This is a genomic window from Bradyrhizobium iriomotense, from assembly GCF_018130765.1.
GTDB lineage: Bacteria > Pseudomonadota > Alphaproteobacteria > Rhizobiales > Xanthobacteraceae > Bradyrhizobium > Bradyrhizobium iriomotense_A.
Genome location: NZ_JAFCJZ010000005.1, coordinates 96,686 through 116,019, shown reverse-complemented (window position 1 = coordinate 116,019; position 19,334 = coordinate 96,686). Strand labels below are relative to the sequence as shown.

General features: G+C 64.5%; 22 protein-coding genes and 1 pseudogene. 8 read left to right on the top strand and 15 right to left on the bottom strand.

The window, feature by feature from the left end; all coding sequences use genetic code 11:
• Nucleotides 1-41: 41 nt before the first annotated feature.
• Nucleotides 42-1,847, bottom strand: coding sequence for a lanthanide-dependent methanol dehydrogenase XoxF5 (xoxF5, locus tag JQ635_RS11505; protein WP_211409977.1), 1,806 nt, complete (start codon nt 1,845-1,847; stop codon nt 42-44).
• A 514-nt stretch (nt 1,848-2,361) separates the two neighbouring features.
• On the opposite strand from xoxF5, the gene JQ635_RS11500 reads away from it, so the two are divergent.
• On the top strand, nt 2,362-3,330 hold the full coding sequence (locus JQ635_RS11500; protein WP_211409976.1) for a helix-turn-helix domain-containing protein: 969 nt from the start codon (nt 2,362-2,364) through the stop codon (nt 3,328-3,330).
• 27 nt (nt 3,331-3,357) lie between these two features.
• Here JQ635_RS11500 and JQ635_RS11495 read toward each other — a convergent pair whose 3' ends face one another.
• From JQ635_RS11495 to JQ635_RS11470, 6 genes are all read right to left on the bottom strand, one after another.
• On the bottom strand, nt 3,358-3,783 hold the full coding sequence (locus JQ635_RS11495) for a hypothetical protein (protein WP_211409975.1): 426 nt from the start codon (nt 3,781-3,783) through the stop codon (nt 3,358-3,360).
• A 126-nt stretch (nt 3,784-3,909) separates the two neighbouring features.
• A complete protein-coding gene (locus tag JQ635_RS11490; protein ID WP_211409974.1) occupies nt 3,910-4,899 on the bottom strand; it encodes a Bug family tripartite tricarboxylate transporter substrate binding protein in 990 nt (329 codons plus the stop codon).
• 106 nt (nt 4,900-5,005) lie between these two features.
• On the bottom strand, nt 5,006-5,293 hold the full coding sequence (locus JQ635_RS38945; protein ID WP_246583454.1) for a hypothetical protein: 288 nt from the start codon (nt 5,291-5,293) through the stop codon (nt 5,006-5,008).
• 685 nt (nt 5,294-5,978) lie between these two features.
• Entirely contained in the window at nt 5,979-6,905 is a 927-nt protein-coding gene (locus JQ635_RS11480) for a substrate-binding periplasmic protein (RefSeq protein ID WP_211409973.1), read from the bottom strand.
• Nucleotides 6,902-7,258 carry a c-type cytochrome gene (locus JQ635_RS11475; RefSeq protein WP_211409972.1) on the bottom strand — a complete coding sequence of 119 codons (357 nt, stop codon included), beginning with the start codon at nt 7,256-7,258 and terminating at the stop codon, nt 6,902-6,904. The genes JQ635_RS11480 and JQ635_RS11475 overlap by 4 nt, the downstream gene beginning before the upstream one ends.
• 10 nt (nt 7,259-7,268) lie before the next feature.
• Nucleotides 7,269-8,933 carry a methanol/ethanol family PQQ-dependent dehydrogenase gene (locus tag JQ635_RS11470; protein WP_211409971.1) on the bottom strand — a complete coding sequence of 555 codons (1,665 nt, stop codon included), beginning with the start codon at nt 8,931-8,933 and terminating at the stop codon, nt 7,269-7,271.
• 343 nt (nt 8,934-9,276) lie between these two features.
• Between JQ635_RS11470 and JQ635_RS11465 the strand changes: the two genes are divergently transcribed.
• The 4 genes and pseudogenes from JQ635_RS11465 to JQ635_RS11450 all read left to right on the top strand — a co-directional run bounded on the left by JQ635_RS11465 (nt 9,277) and on the right by JQ635_RS11450 (nt 11,322).
• The gene (locus JQ635_RS11465; protein WP_211409970.1) at nt 9,277-9,663 is read left to right on the top strand and encodes an EF-hand domain-containing protein; all 387 of its coding nucleotides are present in this window, start codon (nt 9,277-9,279) and stop codon (nt 9,661-9,663) included.
• A 161-nt stretch (nt 9,664-9,824) separates the two neighbouring features.
• A complete protein-coding gene (gene pqqA / locus JQ635_RS11460; RefSeq protein WP_012029362.1) occupies nt 9,825-9,905 on the top strand; it encodes a pyrroloquinoline quinone precursor peptide PqqA in 81 nt (26 codons plus the stop codon).
• 25 nt (nt 9,906-9,930) lie between these two features.
• A pseudogene (locus JQ635_RS11455) lies at nt 9,931-10,838 on the top strand (hypothetical protein).
• 274 nt (nt 10,839-11,112) lie between these two features.
• A complete protein-coding gene (locus tag JQ635_RS11450) occupies nt 11,113-11,322 on the top strand; it encodes a hypothetical protein (protein WP_211409968.1) in 210 nt (69 codons plus the stop codon).
• 9 nt (nt 11,323-11,331) lie between these two features.
• Here JQ635_RS11450 and JQ635_RS11445 read toward each other — a convergent pair whose 3' ends face one another.
• Genes JQ635_RS11445 through JQ635_RS11425 form a run of 5 tightly spaced genes read right to left on the bottom strand, consistent with a single transcriptional unit; the run spans nt 11,332 to nt 15,001 of the window.
• Nucleotides 11,332-11,679: a hypothetical protein gene (locus JQ635_RS11445; RefSeq protein WP_211410217.1), complete on the bottom strand. Its 348-nt coding sequence runs from the start codon at nt 11,677-11,679 to the stop codon at nt 11,332-11,334.
• A 26-nt stretch (nt 11,680-11,705) separates the two neighbouring features.
• Complete coding sequence (locus JQ635_RS11440; RefSeq protein ID WP_211409967.1) at nt 11,706-12,515, bottom strand: pentapeptide repeat-containing protein; 810 nt, start codon at nt 12,513-12,515, stop codon at nt 11,706-11,708.
• A gap of 48 nt (nt 12,516-12,563) precedes the next feature.
• Nucleotides 12,564-13,292: an ABC transporter ATP-binding protein gene (locus JQ635_RS11435; protein ID WP_211409966.1), complete on the bottom strand. Its 729-nt coding sequence runs from the start codon at nt 13,290-13,292 to the stop codon at nt 12,564-12,566.
• Nucleotides 13,282-14,019 (bottom strand): ABC transporter permease, encoded by a 738-nt coding sequence (locus tag JQ635_RS11430; protein WP_211409965.1) that lies wholly within the window; start codon nt 14,017-14,019, stop codon nt 13,282-13,284. Before JQ635_RS11430 ends, JQ635_RS11435 begins: the two co-directional genes overlap by 11 nt.
• A 1-nt stretch (nt 14,020) precedes the next feature.
• On the bottom strand, nt 14,021-15,001 hold the full coding sequence (locus tag JQ635_RS11425) for an ABC transporter substrate-binding protein (RefSeq protein ID WP_211410216.1): 981 nt from the start codon (nt 14,999-15,001) through the stop codon (nt 14,021-14,023).
• 87 nt (nt 15,002-15,088) lie between these two features.
• On the opposite strand from JQ635_RS11425, the gene JQ635_RS11420 reads away from it, so the two are divergent.
• Nucleotides 15,089-15,448 carry a hypothetical protein gene (locus JQ635_RS11420; protein WP_211409964.1) on the top strand — a complete coding sequence of 120 codons (360 nt, stop codon included), beginning with the start codon at nt 15,089-15,091 and terminating at the stop codon, nt 15,446-15,448.
• 174 nt (nt 15,449-15,622) lie between these two features.
• On the opposite strand, the gene JQ635_RS11415 is transcribed toward JQ635_RS11420, so the two are convergent.
• Nucleotides 15,623-16,441 carry a quinoprotein dehydrogenase-associated SoxYZ-like carrier gene (locus JQ635_RS11415; protein ID WP_211409963.1) on the bottom strand — a complete coding sequence of 273 codons (819 nt, stop codon included), beginning with the start codon at nt 16,439-16,441 and terminating at the stop codon, nt 15,623-15,625.
• Between the two features lie 51 nt (nt 16,442-16,492).
• On the bottom strand, nt 16,493-17,416 hold the full coding sequence (locus tag JQ635_RS11410) for a quinoprotein relay system zinc metallohydrolase 2 (RefSeq protein ID WP_211409962.1): 924 nt from the start codon (nt 17,414-17,416) through the stop codon (nt 16,493-16,495).
• Nucleotides 17,417-17,545: 129 nt separating this feature from the next.
• Between JQ635_RS11410 and JQ635_RS11405 the strand changes: the two genes are divergently transcribed.
• Nucleotides 17,546-18,430, top strand: coding sequence for a substrate-binding domain-containing protein (locus JQ635_RS11405; RefSeq protein ID WP_211409961.1), 885 nt, complete (start codon nt 17,546-17,548; stop codon nt 18,428-18,430).
• Nucleotides 18,427-18,984, top strand: a complete 558-nt coding sequence (locus tag JQ635_RS11400) for a PQQ-dependent catabolism-associated CXXCW motif protein (RefSeq protein ID WP_211409960.1) — start codon at nt 18,427-18,429, stop codon at nt 18,982-18,984. The genes JQ635_RS11405 and JQ635_RS11400 overlap by 4 nt, the downstream gene beginning before the upstream one ends.
• A gap of 32 nt (nt 18,985-19,016) precedes the next feature.
• On the opposite strand, the gene JQ635_RS11395 is transcribed toward JQ635_RS11400, so the two are convergent.
• The gene (locus JQ635_RS11395; RefSeq protein ID WP_211409959.1) at nt 19,017-19,316 is read right to left on the bottom strand and encodes a copper-binding protein; all 300 of its coding nucleotides are present in this window, start codon (nt 19,314-19,316) and stop codon (nt 19,017-19,019) included.
• Nucleotides 19,317-19,334 lie beyond the last annotated feature (18 nt).

Sequence of the window (19,334 nt, the reverse complement as noted above, 5' to 3'; positions counted from 1 at the left end):
GCGTGGAGTTGATCCACGCGCCGGAGCGATACTGAACTGGCCTAGTTCGTCGGCAGCGAGAACACGGTCAGCGTACCGCCGAGCGCCGTGTAGTTGCTGAGGGCCGCGTAGCCGCCGACTGCGCCGAGACCGGCGGTCGGATCGGTCAGGCCTGCGGCCAGACCAATGCCGGCCCAGCCACCGACGCCCGAGAGCACTGCGACATACTGCTTGCCGCCGTTCTCATAGGTGGTGACGTTGCCGATGATGCCGGAGGGAGTCTTGAACTTGTAGAGCTCCTTGCCGGACTTGGCGTCGACCGCCTTCAGGTAGCCTTCGAGCGTGCCGTAGAACACCACGCCGCCGGCGGTTGCAAGCGCACCCGACCAGACCGAGAACTGCTCCTTGTTCGACCAGACGATCTTGCCGGTCTTGCCGTCCCAGGCGATGAAATTGCCCATGTGGCTTTCACCCTGCGGCGGATACATCGAGAGCGTCGCACCCACATAGGGCTGGCCCGCGGTGTAGCTCACCTTGAACGGCTCGTAGTCCATGCAGACGTGGTTGGTCGGAACGTAGAACAGCTGCGTGTCCGGCGAGTAGGCTGCCGGCTGCTCGTCCTTGGTGCCGAGCGCGGCCGGGCAGATGCCCTTCACGTTGTGGTCTTCACCGGCCTTGTCGGTCGAAGCTGCGTCGAGCACCTTCGGACGGCCGTAGGTCGGCGAGTTCTTGTTCATGTCGACGCCGGAGGTCCAGTTCACCTTCGGATCGTACTTTTCGGCGACCAGCAGCTCGCCGCTCTCACGGTCCATGGTGTAGGCGAGACCGTTGCGGTCGAAATGGGTCAGGAGCTTGCGCGCCTGGCCGTTGATCTGCTGATCCGAGAGGATCATCTCGTTGACGCCGTCATAGTCCCACTCGTCGTGGGGCGTCATCTGATAGACCCACTTGGCTTCGCCGGTGTCCGCGTTGCGCGCGAAGATGGTCATCGACCATTTGTTGTCGCCCGGACGCTGCTTCGGATTCCAGGTCGAGGGATTGCCCGACCCGTAATAGACGAGGTTCAGTGAAGGATCGTAGGACATCCAGCCCCAGGTGCAGCCGCCGCCGATCTTCCACTGATCGCCCTGCCAGGTCTTCAGCGAGGAGTCAGCGCCGACCGGCTTGCCGAGCGCGGTGGTGGCCGCGGTGAACTTGATCTGGTCGTCCGGGCCTTCGGAGAAGGCGCGCCAGGCCTGCTTGCCGGTCTTGAGGTCATAGGCGGTGACGTGGCACTGCACGCCGAACTCGCCGCCGGAGATGCCGACCAGGACCTTATCCTTGACGACGAGCGCCGCCGAGGTGCCGGTCTCACCCTTCGCAGGGTTGCCGTTGGTCGAGCTCCAGGCCACTTGCCCGGTCTTGGCGTCGAGCGCGACGAGGTTGGTGTCGGCCTGATGCAGGATGATCTTGCCGTCGCCATAGGCCAGGCCGCGGTTGACTGTATCGCAGCACATCACCGGGATGACGTTCGGATCCTGCTTGGGCTCGTACTTCCAGATGATCTTGTTCTCGTTGGAAAGGTCAATGGCGTAGACCTTGTTCGGGAACGGCGTGTGGACGTACATGACGTTGCCGATGATCAGCGGGCCGCCTTCGTGGCCGCGCAGCACGCCGGTCGAGAAGGTCCAGGCGACCTGGAGCTTGCCCACGTTTTGTGCGTTGATCTGGTTCAGCTTGGAATAGCGGGTATTGGCGTAGTCGCCCGCCGGCATGACCCAGTCTTTCGGGTTCTGCGACATCTTGATCAGCTCATCATTGGCTGAAGCGCTGCCGACGGCGAGAGCCGCCGCGGAGCCAAGATAAGTCGCCAGTAGCACCTTGCGCATAGTCATTTCCTCCGTTGGTCTCGTTTATTGTTCCGAAGCATTGCTCAATCACCGGGCTTCTCGTCCGGCGTCTGCTCGTGCAGGGCGGTCACGGTTGGGACCAGAAACGATGCTGTGGTGTTTCCTCCTCCTGATGAGAGCCACGGGTCCACGTGCAGGAGCGGCCCGTTCTTGTTGTTCCTGCCGCAATCCCTAACCACTTCGCCACCGGGAAACTTGCCCAAGAGAGAAGGCGGTTTGCTTGACAGCGCACGGACGCGAAGATTTTGATTTTGCAGTAGCGAATTCAGCGGCTTCGGTAAGCCTTTTGAGCCGCCTTCTACGTTCAGGTTCCCCTTGACGGCGCTGCAACTAAGGCGGAGGATTAACCTTCAAGAGTGGCAATGGAACGATGGCGCTCGTTGCAAAAGACCGCTCAAATTCGAGGTAAACGTCACGCAATCACGGCTGAGGGCTCCGGCAGCGCCGGTCGCGATTCGCGTCGAATCTCCGGATCAAACCAGCGGCTGGATTAATGTCCGACACCATTCACACGCTCTCGACGACCGGAATGACGCCGAAGCGGCAGATCCAGAGCTGGATCGACGGGCTGACGAGCCTGTGCGGGTATTTCGACGTCGATCCGCTGGAGGCGTCCTCGCTCGAGGGCCGCATCGACTACACGACGGTCTCGCGCCTGAAGCTCTGCCAGATCGAGGTCAGCCAGCATCGCATCGCCCACACGATGGCGCGAGCCAAGGCCAATGAACACCCGTACATCAAGATCCACTTCCAGACTTACGGCGTGTCCTATTTCGAACAGGAAGGCCGCCATATCGAGCTGAACCCGGGCGACATCATCGCCTATGACGTCTCCTGCCCGCATTCGATCATCAGTCCCGCCTTCACGCGCCACGACGTCGTGATCGTGCCGAAGGCGCTGCTGCGCGACCGCGGCTTCCCGTCGCAGCGCATGCCGGCCTGCAAGCTGTCGGCGAGGACGGGTACGGGACGGATCGCCCATGATTTCGTCCACGCGACCTTCGACGAGGCGGCAAAACTGTCGGCGAACAGCGCGGTCGGCGTCGCCGATTCGCTGATCGACCTGTTGCTGCTGCCGCTGCGCGAAGCCGACACGATGTTCGACCGTGTCGGGCCCGAGGCGATGTATGTGCGCGCCCAGTTCTTCATCCGCGAGCACCTGCGCGATCCGGACCTGTGCATCGACCAGATCTCCACCGAACTCGGCTGCTCCAAGCGCTATCTGCACATGCTGTTCTCCGAGCGCGGCACCACGGTGAGCGACTACATCTGGCAGGCGCGCTTGCAGAACTGCCGCCAGGAGCTCGAGGCACACGCCGGCAAGACCATCACCGACGTGGCGTTCTCCTGGGGCTTCTCCAGCTCGTCGCATTTCAGCCGCGTCTTCCGGAAATATTTCGGCGTGGTGCCGTCCTCGATCCACAAGGCCCAGCAGAGCGCGGCGACCTCGGGCGAGCATTAGGCACGCGCCGGAGAAAGTCCGGCGCGCTTACGCTGTCCTCGCAATATAGGGAATGCTGGCCACGAGAGCGACGAGCAGCGCCGCATTGCCCAGCATTCCGCTCCAATGCAGCCGTCTGAGACGACGCGGCGCCTCGGCATCGCCGGCGTCCCGCGCGTTGAGCTGGTCGTCCATCCGTTGCATGAACCAGCGGCGCCCCCAGATGGCCAGGGCTGCGATGATGCCGACGCCCATCGCGGCGAGCAGGCGGCCGTCCAGGAGGAGAGCCACCATTCCGACGACGCCGGCAACGCGCATCACCAGGAAATGGACATTGAACATTCCGCGCAGCAACTGCGCGACGGGCTGAATATCGAGCTTCACCAGCAGGAAGGCCGGCGATGCCAGCGTGAAATAGCCCATCGGAAAGAGCAGGATGACCATAACGGCGACGGCGACTGCATCCGGTGTCATGCGATCGGCCCTTCCTAACCGCCCGTGCGGGACTTCCGGCGGCGGCGCACAATCATAGCGGGAAAATGCGTTCCCGACACTAGGCTTTGGTCGGACGCCGGGCCGGGAAGGGCGGTTGCTCGAGATTCAGGCCGGTTCGAGGCCGAGCGACTTTGCGCTTTCGATCCAGATCGGCAGTTCGCGCTGATACAGCGCATTGGTCTCCTTGAAGCCGATCGCGGGCTCGAGCACGAAGGTCGCGAGAACCTCCTTCACCTTCGGATCGTTGTTGGCGGCAACGCAGAGCTCGGCGAGGCGATCGACCACCGGCTGCGGCGTCGCCTTCGGCACAGCCCATCCCGAGAAACCGCTCACCGTGAAGAACTTCGAGGTCGCGCCCTGTTCCGGCAGCGTCTTCACGTTCGGGATTGCGTCGACCTTCTTCGAATGCACCGCGAACACGGTGCCGCGGTCGCTTTGCAGGACCGACTGCGCGGCCGTGTAGCTGCCCATGGCGGCATCGAGCGTGCCCTCCAGCATGCCCGTCCACATCGGCGCCTCGCCGCGATAGTGCACCGGCTCGATGTTGAGGCCGTACTGCTTGTTGAGCTCGTTGATCGTCATGTGCGGCGACGAGCCCGCGCTGTAGGTGCCGAAATTCACCTTGCCGCTCTTGCGCGCAAAGGCGACGAAATCCTCCAGCGTCTTGACGCCGGTCTTGGGATTCGCGACCAGCAGCAGGCCGGCGCCCGGAATGACGCTGACGAGCGTCAGGTCCTTGTCCATGTCGTAGCCCGGATTCTTCATCACCACCCGGTTCATGATGTAGGTGGTCGAGATCGAGCACAGGATGGTGTGGCCGTCGGGCTCCGCGCGGGCGACTTCCGCCGTGCCAATCGCGCCGGAGGCACCGGGCTTGTTCTCGACGACGACGGTCTTGCCGGTCTGCTTGGAGATGAATTCGCCGTAGGCGCGTGCGAGCAGGTCGGTCTGTCCGCCGGCCGGGTAGCTGCAGATCATGCGAATCTGCCGCGACGGCCAAGCGCTTTGCGCCGAGGCGCTGCTCGAGACGAAAGGTATCGCGAGTGCAGCGGTGCCGGCGGCGACGAAATGGCGGCGATCGAGTTTGGCGGACATGATTCTCTCCCTGTTTTTTGCCAAGGGTACTGCATCAGGCTGGCGCCGGCATGGGCGGCAGGCGAGACAGATTGGCGCATTCGGTCAGGCGGTGCAGTGCCCATCGTCACCCGGACGATCGCACCTTTCGCGCGACGCGCAGCCAGACAATTTCGGCCAGCGCCACCGCGATCAGGCCGAATGTGCCGCCGATCAGTACGTTGACGATGCGTTCCTCGGCGATCCCGCTGGCGCCGCCGGCAAAGGACGCAGCCAGCGCGATGAAGAAGCAGCGCAGGCAGAAGCCGACGATATAGCGCGAGAACGAGATCAGCGTGAGGGTGGCGGCGAGAACCGCGAGCGCATAGCCGACCCGGCTCTGTGGCAGCAGCATGCCGAGGAAGCCGAGCGGCACGCCGACGACGGCGCCGGTCGTAGATCTGGTTAGCGCAGACCAGCGCCAGCGCGATCGGAGAGGAGGCGATGATCACAGCGGCATGGCGCAGCGCCTCGGACGCGCTGACACCCTCCCGCACCTCGCAGGCGAGATAGACGGCGGGAATGAACACCCAATTGCCGAGGGTGCGGAAGTGCTCGCCATAGCGCGTCACGGCGACTGCCAGGAAGCCGGCCAGCGCCGTCAGCAGTGCGAATAGCGGCTTGATCGGAGCCGCAAGGAAGAGCGCGGCAAAGGTGACGAGGATGGCAAGGTAGTGCCACGCGATCACTTTGGGCGAAAGATGCAGCCTGAGTGCGGGAATGAGCAGCGAGACCGCGACCAGGGCGAGATTGAGCAGCGCCGTCTCGCGCGCGGTGAAATAGGCCGCCACCATCGGACCGACCACGATCAGCGCGCGCAGGAGCTCGCGAGTCTTGATTTCGCGGGAGAGCAGGTCGCGCAGGTCGGCGGTAAGAGGGCTCACGACTTCACCAAATGGCCGAATGGATGGTGCGGTATACGAAGTGAGACCCCGCTGGCCACATCCTCCGTCATTCCGGGATGCGTGCGCAGCACGCAGGCCCGGAATCCATCGCGCCGCATACGCTGCGGAGGAATGGATTCCGGGCTCGCCCTGCGGGCGCCCCGGAATGACGGAGCGTCACCGCTGAATGATCTTCATCCAGACATCGCCGAGGATTGCCGGCTCGCGCGGGGGCAGATAGGTCAGGCCGGCCTGCTTGCCGAATTCTGCGATCTTGCCTTCCGCGGCCAGCTCTGCCAGCGCCGTGTTGACCGCCTCGATCAGCGCGGGGTCGCTGGCGAGCCCGACATAGCCGCGATTGGCGCCGATCGGATAGTAGTAGCCCGACGCGGTGATCGCCGTATCAGGATGCGCGGCGCGGTAGGCGTCGAAGCGGCCGAGGTCGATCAGCGTCGCGTCATGGTCGCCGCGGTTGAGCGCTCCGAGCAGGTCGTCGCGGCCGGGGACGAGATGGGTGATGCTGTCGATCAGGCGTCCCTTGTCGAAGGTCATCAGGATGGCATCGCCGAGCGAGCCGCTCTCGATCGCGAGGCGAAGGCCGGCGAGATCACCGATGTCGTTGATCTTGCGCCCCTGCGCCTTTGGTCCAAGCACCACCGTCACGGGCGAATAGACGTAAGGTCGGCTCGGCGCGAGTACGCCGAGCGCGACGCGGCGGCGCCGGTCGTCGCGGGTGGCCCCGGCGAAGTCCGGCAGGCGCGCCGTCTTCATGCCGGGCTTGACGAGAGAGTCCGTCGTCAGCGCGTAGCCGCCGACCAGCGCGCAGCGCCCGTCGGAGAGCAGCGCATTGGCCTCGAGTTGCGGGCTGGAATCCTCATCCAGCTTGCTCTCGAACCACTGGATCTTCAGCGGCCGACCAAGACGCTCCGCGATCGCCTGCGCCAGCAGCACGTCGAAGCCGGCGTCCGGCTTGCCCTTGTGATGCACCGAGAGCGGCGGCCGGTCCTCGTCGAGACAGATTTTCAGCGGATCATCGGTCGCGTGTGCCGCCGTCGTGGCCGCCAAGCCCGCGGCAACGCTCCACACCGTGAGCCAGCCTCTCATGGCTTCCTCCGGCTCGAGACGAAGGCCCAGAGCTCCCCAATCTCATCGTCGCTGAGGATATCGCCCCAGGGCGGCATCTTGTTGTTCTTGCCGTTCTTCACGGTGGTGACGAAGCGCGTCTTGTCGTCGGGGAAGGCGCGCAGGTCCGGCGTGATGGTGCCGGAGTTCATCATGTTGGGGCCATGGCAGTGCGAGCATTTCGAAGCATAGGTCGACTTGCCGTGATCGATCTGCGCCTGCAGGGGATTGCCGGTTGCGTCATCCGCGGCGCGGACGGTCGCCGCAAGCGCGGCCGTCAGCACCGCGACGGTGGCGATCGTCGCCACCGTCTTCTGAGCTACGTCTTTCAGCATCGTGCCGTGGCTACTGCTTGACCGCAAAAACCCACAGCGAGCCGCCGGGCGGAACCTTGGCAAGTCGCTCGTCGCCGGAGAACAGCGAGTAGACGCCGCCATAGCCTGACGTCACGGCGACATATTGCACGCCGTCCTGCTGCCAGGTCACCGGTTGTCCCTCGATGCCCGAGCCGGTCTGGAACTGCCAGAGCTTCTTGCCGGTGTCGGCATCGAAAGCCTCGAACTCGCCGGTCAGCGCGCCCGTGAACACCACGCCGCCCGCGGTCGACAGCACGCCCGAGAAGCGCGGAATGTCGGCGGGGGCTTCCCACTTGGCCTTGCCGGTCATGGGATCGATCGCCTTCAGATGGCCGCGCGGACCGTCACCCCATTCCCAGAGGTCGGTGAGGTCCATGCCGAGGTACCATTCACCCTGCTTGAAGGTGACCGGCTCGGTCTTGTACCTGCCGCCGAAGGCGAGGGTGTTGGCGTAGGCGAGGCCGGTCTGCGGGTTGAACGACATCGGCTCCCAATTCTTGCCGCCGAGGATCGATGGGTAGACCGTGACCTTCTTGCCCTCGCGCGCGTCCTTGCTGACATCGGTCTCGATCGGCCGGCCCGTCTTCATGTCGATGCCGGTCGCCCAGTTGACCTTCACGTAAGGATTGGCCGCGAGCAGCTTTCCGTTGGTGCGGTCGAGCACGTAGAAGAAGCCGTTGCGGTTGGCGTCCATCAGCACCTTGGTCGGCTTGCCCTCGACGTTCATGTCGGCGAGCACCATCTCGGCCACCGAGTCATAGTCGAATGGATTGTTCGGCGAGAACTGGTAGTGCCACTTGATCTTGCCGGTCTTGGGATCCATCGCCAGCAAGGAGCAGGTGTAGAGATTGTCGCCGGGGCGCACCGCCGAATTGAACGGGCCGGGATTGCCGATGCCCCAATAGACGGTGTTCAGCTCGGGATCATAGGACCCGGTGATCCAGGTCGAGCCGCCGCCGAGCTTCCAGGTGTCGCCCTTCCAGGTGTCGCCGCCGGGCTCGTCCGGCGAGGGGATCGAATGGGTGCGCCAGAGATGCTTGCCCGTCGCCGGATCCCAGCCGTCGATGAAGCCGCGGGTGCCGAACTCGGCGCCGGAGATGCCGGTGATGACGACGCCGTCGGCGACCAGCGGGGCCACCGTCATCGAATAGCCTTCCTTGATGTCGGCCGCCTTCTGCCGCCACAGCTCCTTGCCGTCCTTGGCGTCGAGCGCGATCACGTTGGCGTCGAGTGTGGTGCGGAACACCTTGCCATCATAGAGCGCGGCGCCGCGGTTGATGATGCCGCAGCACACGATGCGCGGCGTCTCGGCGGGATATTCGATCTTCGATTTCCAGATCTGCTTGCCGGTCTTGGCGTCGACCGCCATGGTCGCGTTGTGCGAGGTCACGTAGATCACGCCCTGGTACACCAGCGGCTGCGATTCCTCGCTGCGATCGTCGTTGAAGGAGTAGTTCCAGACCGGGACGAGGTTCTTGACGGTGTCCTTGTTGATCTGGTTCAGCGTCGAGAAGCGCTGCAGATTGTAGCCCATCCCGTAATTGAGAACGTTCGATGTATCGGCCGCGCCCTTGACCAGCTGCTCGGTGGTTTGTGCATACGCACAAGTCGATGCAAGCATGACGAGGCTCGCGGCCATCGCAAAGCGTTTCATCCGTTCCTCCCAATATGCGCGCCTTTTGACGCTGCGACGACAACACTCCGCCCGAATGCAAAACGCGTCAATACGAAAGTCGAATGCGCGCCGCCGATATGTTGGATGCCGGATGCCGGTCACCCTGACGGAGACCTGACAGCCGACTCTCACTTGTGCGCAGGCGCTGGAAAAATTCCGCGGCATGATGCAGTGCCGGACAAAAGCCGCAGGGGGCGCGGCCATCGGGTTCCTCGGATTGTGCGGCGCGCAGGTTGCAATTCCGCTTGAACCTGGGCTCGCCTTGCGGACTTATGTTGCTTTGATCCCGCTCGAAGCGGGGCTCTTGGTCTGGGAGGTCATAATGTTATCGCGTCGCTCCATTGCGCTTGCACTCACGCTCGCGGTTCTGTCCGGCCCGGCCTGGTCGGCATCCGCCGTCAAGATGTTCGATACCGACAATGACGGCACCCTCGATCTGGCCGAGGTGAAGAAGGCCGCGAGCGCGCTGTTCGCCAAGCTCGATCCCGATCACGACGGCACGCTGGACGCGCGCGAATTGCGCGGACGGTTAACGGCGAAGGAGCTCGCCGCCGCCGATCCAGATCGCGACGGGACTCTCACGCTGGACGAATATCTGTCCGTGGTCGAGCAGCGCTTCAACGCGGCCAATCCGGACAAGGACGGAACGCTGGATGCAAAGGAGCTCAACTCGCGTGCCGGCCGCGCGCTGCTGCGATTGCTGCGGTAGCGCTTGACTGGGAGCGAAGGCGATTTGCACGAGAGCGAAATTCGCAAGCAATATGCGACAGTTCGCTGTGTCAGCGGTTCGATTCCAGCTTGCGCTGTACTTGAGGCAGCCCTAGGTTTTGCCCCGCGCGATGTCGCGCTCAATACCTTGGGAGACCCCGGATGGCTTGGAAAGCTCCGAAGATCGTGGAAGTGCCGGTCGGCATGGAAATCAACATGTACGCCTGCGCTGCGCGCAAGTAAGACTGACGAACCTGCCGCGGCTTCGGTGGCGAATGCCATCGGAGCCGTGGTAGTGTTCGCCGGATGCGCATTGAAGCCCACACAATTTGGATGGCGGTCGCGTGCACGGTCGCGCTCGCGCCGACGTGTGTCAGCGCCGAGGAGGGCTTTGATACCGAGCACATCTTCGGCTTTGTGATCGGCACCGACGTCGGCAACGTCGGCGAGCGGGAATTCCAGACCCAGACGACAGGCAGCTTCGGCAAGGGCGGCGGCACTTATCGCGCCCTCGCGCAGGAGGTCGAGATCGAGGTCGTGCCGCTGCCGAACTTCCGCATCGAGCTCGGCGCCACGGCCAGTCTGCACGACATCACCGGCGTTCCTGATATCGACGACCGCCGCCAGTTCAATTTCCAGGGCGCCTCGCTCGACCTGCGTTACCGCCTGCTCGACCGCGAGCGCGCCCCGTTCGGTCTCACCATCGCCGCCGAGCTCCATGGCGACCGTATCGACGAGACCAGCGGCGCGAAGGGGCGGATGTACGGCACCGACTTCACGCTCGCCTTCGACCGCGAGCTCGTTCCGAACTTCGTCATCGGCGCGCTCAATCTGATCTATCAGCCGGAATGGGCGCGCTTCGAGGTGGCGGGGACGTCCGAGAAGAGTTCGACGATCGGCGCGGCCTTTGCCGCCCTGGCACGGGTGCGCCCCAACGTGCTGCTCGGCGGCGAGATGCGCTACTTCCGGCAATATGAGGGCATCGGCCTCGGCGAGTTGTCGGGTCAGGCGCTGTTTGTCGGGCCCACGGCCTATTTCCAGCTATCGGAGAAGTCGCGGCTGACCATGAGCTGGAGCATGCAGGCCTGGGGCCGCCCGGCCGGCTCAGGCGGCAATCTCGACCTCGTCAATTTCGAACGGCATCAGGCGCGATTGGTGTTCGGGGTGAATTTCTAGCGTGCTCTTACCCTCTCCCCTTGTGGGAGAGGGTGGCTCGCCGCGATAGCGGCGAGACGGGTGAGGGGTCTCTCTCTGCGAGGTCGGTCTCACATTTGAGTTCGCGGATCGAACCCCTCATCCGGCGCTTCGCGCCACCTTCTCCCGCAAGGGGAGAAGGGAAGAGGAGTTTGGATCGCCAGTTCCCCCATCCTCACGCCCGATTGAAACTTCCCGCTCCCAGACACGTAACCTATCGTGCTAGTCTCGATTGCCCCCGCGAGAGGATCCCGGCATGAACCCGATCGACCTTGTGGTGACTGTATGTGCGGTGCTCTCGCCTGCGACCTGCGAGGAGCAGCATCTGGTGTTCAACTATGCGGGCTCGCCCCGCCAATGCGTGATGGCCGCGCCGCCCTATATCGCGCAATGGATCGGCGACCATCCGAAATGGCAAGCGGTGCGCTGGCGCTGCGAATATCCGCACCCGAACGACAAGGCGTAAGCCGGAGCGTTACTTCGTGCAGTCCTTCAGATCCTTGTCGGCGATCGAGAACACCGCATCGGCCTTGATCTCGATGTCGCGGACGATGCACTGCCGTGCATTGGGGTAGCTGACCTTGGCGTCGTAGCGGCCGGGCTCAACGCCGGTGATGCGCAGCCGCTCGTCGTGGTCGACCTCCTTGTCCTTGTCGTTCAGGCACTGGTTCGGTCCCCAGTCGGTCTTGCCGGCCGGCGAGAGCTGGAAGCCGGAGATCGTCTCCGTCGTGAGATTCCAGAGCCGGATGCCCTTGCCCTTGGTCTGCGCGGCGGCTTCGCCGGCAAGCGTCAACAACGCGGTCAAAGCCAGAACCCCACGCATCAGCCAGTCCTCCCAAAGGCGCGCCGTCATTCCCTGATCAGGCGCTCGCGGTTCTTTGCCTTGTCGAAATTTCTGGCGCGGTCAAGGCCGTTCGGTGCGATCAGCTTCGCCGAGACGAGATCGGCGCCGTCGAAATCGGCGTCGATGACGATGGCGCCGGTCAGATCGGCTCCGCCGAGCTGGGCGTTTTTCAGAGATGCGCCGCTCAGGTCGGCGCCCCTGAGGATCGCGAATTCGAGGTCGACGCGCGACAAATCGGCGTTGCGCGCGTTCAGCCGTTCCAGATTGGCGGATCTCAGCACCGCGCGCATCAGCCCCATCGACTGGTTGCGCATATCGGCGCCAAGCTGCGCGTCCGCGATCGAGGCGCCGACCAGGCTTGCGCCGGTGAGGTCGGCAGCGATGCGCGCTCCCGACAGGTTCGCGCCGTCGAGACGCGCGCGAGCCATTTGCGAGGCGAACAGGTTGGCGCCCTTCAGGCTTGCGCCGGTAAGATCCGCATCCAGTAGCCACGCCTGATCGAGGATCGCGCGGTCAAGTCTGGCGTCTCGGAGTTTGGTCTTGTTGAGCCGCGCGGCGCGGAGAACCGCGTTGGACAGGTCCAGCCCCGAGAGATCGAGGCCCGACAGGCGTTTGCCGGTGAAATCGGCAGGCTGCGCGGCGCTCGCTCTGGCCAGTACGGCCTCGACCTCTGGCCTCGTCATTTCGGCCGAGACCATCGCGGGGGAGGTGAGGTCGACGTCACGCATCATGTCCTGCGCGCCCGCCGTCATCGCAACGAGTGCGAGGCTAAGCGCTGCAAGACCAAGCGTTGCGAAGGCGACCGTCCGAGTCATCATCAGCTCCGCGGCCGGCCCAATCTAGCACGTCCGCCAGGCGGCCGGCTATGAGACATCTCGTTCAGTGCGGTCGCCTTGAATTCGTTGGGCGAGGCCGGCCTTGATCGCCGCAATCTCGGCTTCACCGCGCGTGTCGCGCGGGATGCCAATAGGCACCTCGGCCACGATCCGTGCTGGCCTCGGCGACAGGAAGAACAGCCGATCGCCCAGGCGCACTGCATCGTCCAGGCTGTGTGTCACCAAAAGCGTCATCACCGGCCGGCTCGCCACCAGAGTTGCGATCTCGTCACGCAGGCGGCCGGCGAGCGCGTCGTCGAGTGAGGCCAGCGGCTCGTCGAGCACCAGCAGATCGGGCTCCACCGCGAAGGCGCGCGCGAGCGCGACGCGGCGGGCAAGCCCCAGCGACAATTCGCCGGGGAAGTGGCTGCGATGGGCTTCCAGCTCCAAAATCCTGAACAGTTCGGACAGCTTGCCGTCGGTGACGTCGGGCGCGGCAAGCCGCACATTCTGCTCGACCGAGCGCCACGGCAGCAGTCGCGGCTCCTGGAACACCATGCCGATCCGCGCCTCCGGCGGTCGCGCGATGCGGCCTGCAAAGTCGTGGTCCAATCCCAGGATGATACGCAGCATCGTGCTCTTGCCGCAGCCGGACGGGCCGATCAGCACGCCGACCTCGCCGGACTGAAGCGCGAATTTGACCGGCGCCAGCACCTCGTGCGTTCCGACCGCGGCACTCCTGAAGGTCTTGCCTGTGATATCGACCTCAAGCCGCACGGGGCCGCCACCTGTTTGCGCGGGCTTCGAACGGCTGCACCAGCAAGGTTTCGATGACGAGCACGACAGCGGCGAAGGTCAGCGAATAGGCCAGCAGCCGCGGCGTGTCGAACAGCTGGAAGGCGACGCCGATCTCGAAGCCGACGCCGTTCGGCCGTCCCAGAAGTTCCGCGACCAGCACGATCTTCCACACCAGCGACAGCCCTGAGCGGGCCGAGGCCGCAATATAGGGCGCGAGCTGCGGCAGCACGACGTGGCGGAATGCGCGCCAGCGCGGCATCGCGAACACGCTCGCCATCTCGTCCAGCGAACGGTCGAGCGCGCGCGTGCCCTCGCGCAAGGTGACGATAGCCGTCGGCAGCTTGTTGATTGCGATCGCGGCGATGGCCGCGGCTTCGGTGAGCCCGGCCCAGATATAGGCGAGCACGATCACGACCAGCGCCGGCAAATTGAGCAGCAGGATCAGCCAGGGATCGCCGAGCCGGTCGGCGAGCTTCACCCGGCCCATGAGGTAGCCAATGGCGCTGCCGAGCGACATCGCCAAGGTGAAGGCGAGTGCGACGCGGGCCAGCGTCGCCCCGAGATGCAGGAACAGCGCGCCCGATGAGGCTTCCGCGATCATCACCTGAAGCACGGCCGGCGGGGAGGGCAGCTTCGCGCCGCCGACGGCGAGCGCGGCAATCCACCAGATCGCGAGGAACAGGGTGAACGAGAGTAGGCGCAGCACCTCAATCTCCGGGGACCGCGTGATAGAAGGTGCCGGGGTCGAGCTCGGCTGCGGGACCGACGAGGTCGCGGCCGCCGGTCTCGGCCAGCACGCGGTAGAGCACGCGCGCATCCTTTTCCTCGTCGTCGATGCTCCGGCGCGGAATTCCGTCGCGATAGCGCTCGCGGTAGGTCTTGAGCATAGCCGGATCGGTCGTGCCCGTGAGCGGAGCGACCCTGTCCCACGCCGCGTCGGATGCGATCAGCAACTGCTTGGCCTTGCGGGTCATGGCGATGAAGCGGGCGACTGCATCCTTGTGGCTCGCGGCCCAGCTCTCGTCGAAGACGTAGCCGACCGCGGAGACGGCGCCCTTGGCGCCGAGCTTCGGCAAAATCTCCTCGATGCCGGCGAGGCGCCTGAAGCCCTTGGCCTCGAGCTGGGCACAGAAATTCCAGAAGTTGAGGCTCGCATCCATCTCGCCGTCGAGCGCCTTGGCCGCGATCAAAGGCGGGGCGCCGTAGACGATGGTCGCTTCCGACTTCAGGTCGATGCCGTCCTGTTTCATCCGCGCCTGCAGCAGCAGCCAGCTCTTGTCGATCGCGCCGCCGGCGACCGCGAGCTTGCGGCCCTTGAGGTCGGCGAGCGTCTTGATCGGCGAGGTCGCCGGCACCATCACGGCGCCAAGCGCGCTGGAATAGGGATAGAAGGTGAGCTTGGCGCCCAGCGCGCGCTCGCGCGACACCCAAAGCCAGTCCGACAGGATGATGTCGGCGCTGCCGGCGCGCATGGCGATCTTGCCGGCCTCGGTGCTCGCGAGCTCGGTGACCTCCAGCGACAGGTCGGCCTCCTTGTCGAGGCCGCTGCTGCGGATCGCAGCCAGCTCCCAGGAGAATGTTCCGGTCTTCTGCACCGCAAGGCGGATGGTATCTGCAGCGCGCGCCGGTGCAGCCAGCGTCAGCACCAGCGTCACCGCGAGCGCCAATATTCGTCCCAAAACTCTCATCACCTTGTGAGCCGCTTCCTCTGACAGAGTGCTTTTCAGGACAATACGCATAGCATAGCTTTGGTCGCAACCAGCGGGAGGACGCGCATGAAACTGGCCGGGCAGCTACGACCGATTGTCGCCGCATTGGCGGTATTGGCGGCGACCGCATGCGTGGCGCGGGCCGAGGAGGCCAATGATTATCCGACGTCGGCGCGCGCGGAGTATGTCTATGGCTGCATGAAGGCCAATGGCGAGAGCCGGCAGTCCATCGAGCAATGTTCCTGCTCGATCGACGTGGTCGCCTCGATCATGCCCTACGCGCGCTATGTTACCGCAGAGACCGCGCTCAGCATGTCCCAGGTCCGCGGCAATCTCGGCGTGCAGTTCCGCACCTCGGAGCAGGCGAACTCGGCCGTGAATGATCTGCGCCGTGCGCAGGCGGAAGCCGAGGTGAGGTGTTTCTAGCTATTGCGGCACAGACGGTGCTTTCTTCCTTCTCCCCTTGTGGGAGAAGGTGGCGCGAAGCCCCGGATGAGGGGTATGTCACCGCGCGCTCAGCTGTGGACGCATACCCCTCACTCGTCTCGCTGCTTGCGCAGCGAGCCACCCTCTCCCACAGGGGGAGAGGGTAAGAAAGCCTCACGTCCCCGGCTTCTCCACGTCCCATTCATTCCGGAACACGTGCCCGTCCGTGTCCTTCGCTTCCGCGCGAAAGCGCTTGGCGCCGTTGGAGACGTAGGTGAAGCGCAGATTGGGATCTTCCGAGATCGAGATGCCGCCTTCCATGGACAGCACGGGGCTGTCGTCCTGCGTCAGCTTCAGCTGGTTGATGAAGAAGGCGGGAATATAGAGCTGCGTGACCTGATCCATCTGCAGGCCGGAATTGTTGGGATGGCCGATCATGATCTGGGCCTCGCGAACGCGGCTGGCCGGCGCGTCCTCACGGGCGAATTGCCGGTAGCGCATCTGGCCGAGCCGATTCCTGGCTTCCTCGACGTTCTTTCCCGCCGGTGCGGAGCAACCGCCGGAGGCCTTCACATAGACTTTCGAGACGTAGAGCTGGCCGTCGCTCAGCTCGGCCACCGCATGGACATCGGTGTAATTGTTGACGCGCACGCGGGTCGAGATTTCCGTAACATTGGCATCCGGACCGAGCTCGAACTTCGCCGCCATCGGCGCCGGGTTGCGGTCGATCACCAGGGTGATCGAGCGGATGCGGCGGCTGTCGGCCGGCAACAGCTTGCTGCGCAAGGTCACCGGCACGATCGCAGCGTCTTCGGCGCGATACGGCATCTCGATGCCGATAATGTCGGCACCGTCGTTCATCGGGCGGTTGCTGAAGATGTCCTGCACCAGGCCCGGCCAGGGATCGTAGGCCTCTTCAGCCTGCACCGGCGCGGCAAAGGCGATGCCGAAGAGCAGGGCGATCAGGGGCAGGCGGCGTATGCATCCCGTCATGGTCATGGTCCCGCGCGCGAAGCAGAGTTCGGCCTCAGCGTAGCGCGCCCGCTACTCCCATTCAATTTCCGAAAATGCTGCAGTTGCGTTGCGGGCATTGTAGTCGTCAAATAGCTGCCAGTGCGGCTGCTCTTCAGCGGCCGCCTTGTCCGCGGCGGCGCGGATCGGCTCGCCCTTCTTGTTCAGGGTGCGGACGTCGGACAGCAGCGTTGCCAGGTAACGCCGCTCATCGCTCAGCGCGGCTGGCCACGCGCTCACGGGGCCGTGACCGGGAACGACGCGCAGCGCCGGGATGGCCTCCAAATCCTTCAGCGTGGCGAGCCAGCCGCGGATGCTGCCGTCCATCACCGGAACGTGGCGGAGGAAGACGAGGTCGCCAGCAAACAGGGTTTTGGTGGTCTCGTCGAATACGGTCAGATCATTGTCGCTATGCCCGGCCGGCCATGCCCGCAAGGTCAGGCGGCGCGAGCCAAGGTCGAGCGTCAGTGTGTCCGAAACGAGCAGGGTGGGCGGCACGATCTTCACGGGATCGATCAGCTCGCCGCCCATGATGCGTCTGAAATTGTCGAGATAGAATGGCCCGCGGCTCGCCAGCGCTTGCGGCAGCTTGCTGTGGCCGACGAAGCTGGTTCCCTCCGCCACGAAGGCGGCGTTGCCGAAGACATGATCGGGATGGCCGTGGGTGTTGATGACATAGCGGACTGGCTTGTTGGTGCGTGCCTTCACCGCCGCCAGCAGCGCCTCGCCCTCGCGAAAACTGCCGCCGGTGTCGATCACGGCCACGGCATCGTCGCCGACGATGAAGCCGACATTGGCGATGTCGCCCTCGTTCTCGCGGCTCATCAGGGCGATGGTCCCGGAGTGTACGAAGATTCCCGGCGCGACTTCGCTCACAGGCAATTCGGCCGCCCCGGCGCATGCTAGCGTCGCTGCTCCGAGGGATAAGGCTGCGATCACGAGAGCAATGCGAGACACTTTTCCGCCTCAGTTCAAAGGGTTTTTGCGCATTGCACTGCAACAAAGCAAAGCCAGCACAAGGCTTGGCAAACATGGCACGTCATGCGTTGCATGGATAACATTCAAACAAAACGAGGAGGAAGCGCGATGACGGAGGCCGGACGACATCGTCGCTGGTTGATCTTGCTGTGGGGCCTGGCCGCGGCCTGCACCCTGGGCGACGTCGCCATGGCGCAGACGAGCGAGACCGGAGACCTCTCGTTCGAGCTGGTCGACCCGAAAGTTCTGCGCGTTTGCGCCGACCCGCGCAATCTGCCGTTCTCCAACGAGAAGGGCGAAGGCTTCGAGAACAAGCTCGCCGAATTCCTGGCGGACAAGCTCCAGAAAAAGCTCGACTACGTGTTCTTCCCGCAGGCCACCGGCTTCGTGCGGATGACGCTGGGCGCACATCGCTGCGACGTCATCATGGGCTTCCCGCAAGGCGATGACCTCGTGCAGGGCACCAATCCCTATTACCGCACGACCTATGCACTCGTCGCGAAGGCCGGCAGCGGGCTCGAGGACGTCGACACGCTGGAGGACGCGCGGCTGAAGGGCAAGCATGTCGGCATCGTCGCCGGCACGCCGCCGGCGACCAATATGGCGCTTGCAGGCCTGATGGGCGATGCAAAGCCCTATCCGCTGATGATCGATACGCGCTTCGACAATTCGGCGCAGGCGATGATCGATGACCTCGCCGCCGGCAAGATCGATGCCGGCGTCCTGTGGGGGCCGATGGCCGGCTACTACGCCAAGAAGGCCGGCCCTTCGCTCCACGTCACGCCGCTGGTGAAGGAAACCACCGGGCCGAAGCTGGTCTATCGCATCGGCATGGGCGTGCGGCCCGCCGACCAGAACTGGAAGCGGCAGCTCAACCGGCTGATCCAGGAGAACCAGGGCGAGATCAACAAGATCCTGCTCGATTTCGGCGTGCCGCTGCTGGACGAGAGCGACCGGCCGCTCGGTGCGGAGACCGCCAAGAAGACGCCATGAGACGGCTAGTTGCCGCTGCGCTGGTTGCCGCCATTCTGGCGGCACCGGCATTCGCGCAGCAGCAGGAGCCGTTCGAGCCCGAGGGCTATCGCACCGATAATTACCGTGCGCCGGTGCCGGCGACGCTTGCTGGCGCGCGCATGCTCACCACGGCTGACGCCGAGGCGATCTGGCGCGCCAAGAGCGGCGCGTTCGTCGACGTGATGCCGCGTCCGCCGAAGCCGAAGAATTTGCCCGAAGGCACGGTATGGCGCGATGCGCCGCGCAGGAACATTCCGGGCAGCCTGTGGCTGCCCGATACCGGTTACGGCCATTTGCCGCCGGCCATGGACGATTATCTCCGGCGCGGCCTTGCGCGGGCCTCGCGCGGCGACAAGGCCGCGCTGCTGGTGATCTATTGCCTCGCCGATTGCTGGATGTCGTGGAACGCCGCCAAGCGCGCATTGGCTTACGGCTATTCCAACATCGCCTGGTATCCTGAGGGCACCGACGGCTGGGAGCGCGCGAAGCTTCCGACCGAGGAGGCGCAGCCGGAGCCGCGGCCGGAGCAGTAGCGATCGAGCGCCGGTGCTCCCTCGCCCCGGCGCTACTGCTTCTGCAGTTTCGTCAGCGTCCCGGTGCCGTTGGTGTCGGTGGCGGAATACGTCACCCTGTCGCCGGCGTGGACCGCATCCAGCATTGCGGCGTCCTTGGTCCTGTACTCCTGGAGCGCGCCGGCGCTGCCGGCACTGGCGCCGACCGTGCCTTTCTGGGTCTGCTGGATTGAAATCGTGCCGTTGAGCCGGTCGATCCGCGTGACCATTCCGGTCATGTCGTCAGCAAAAGCGCTGGATGCGAGCATGGTGACGACCGCAGCGCCTGCGAGGATGAATCTTGTTGTTCCCATCGAGGTCTCCCGACATCT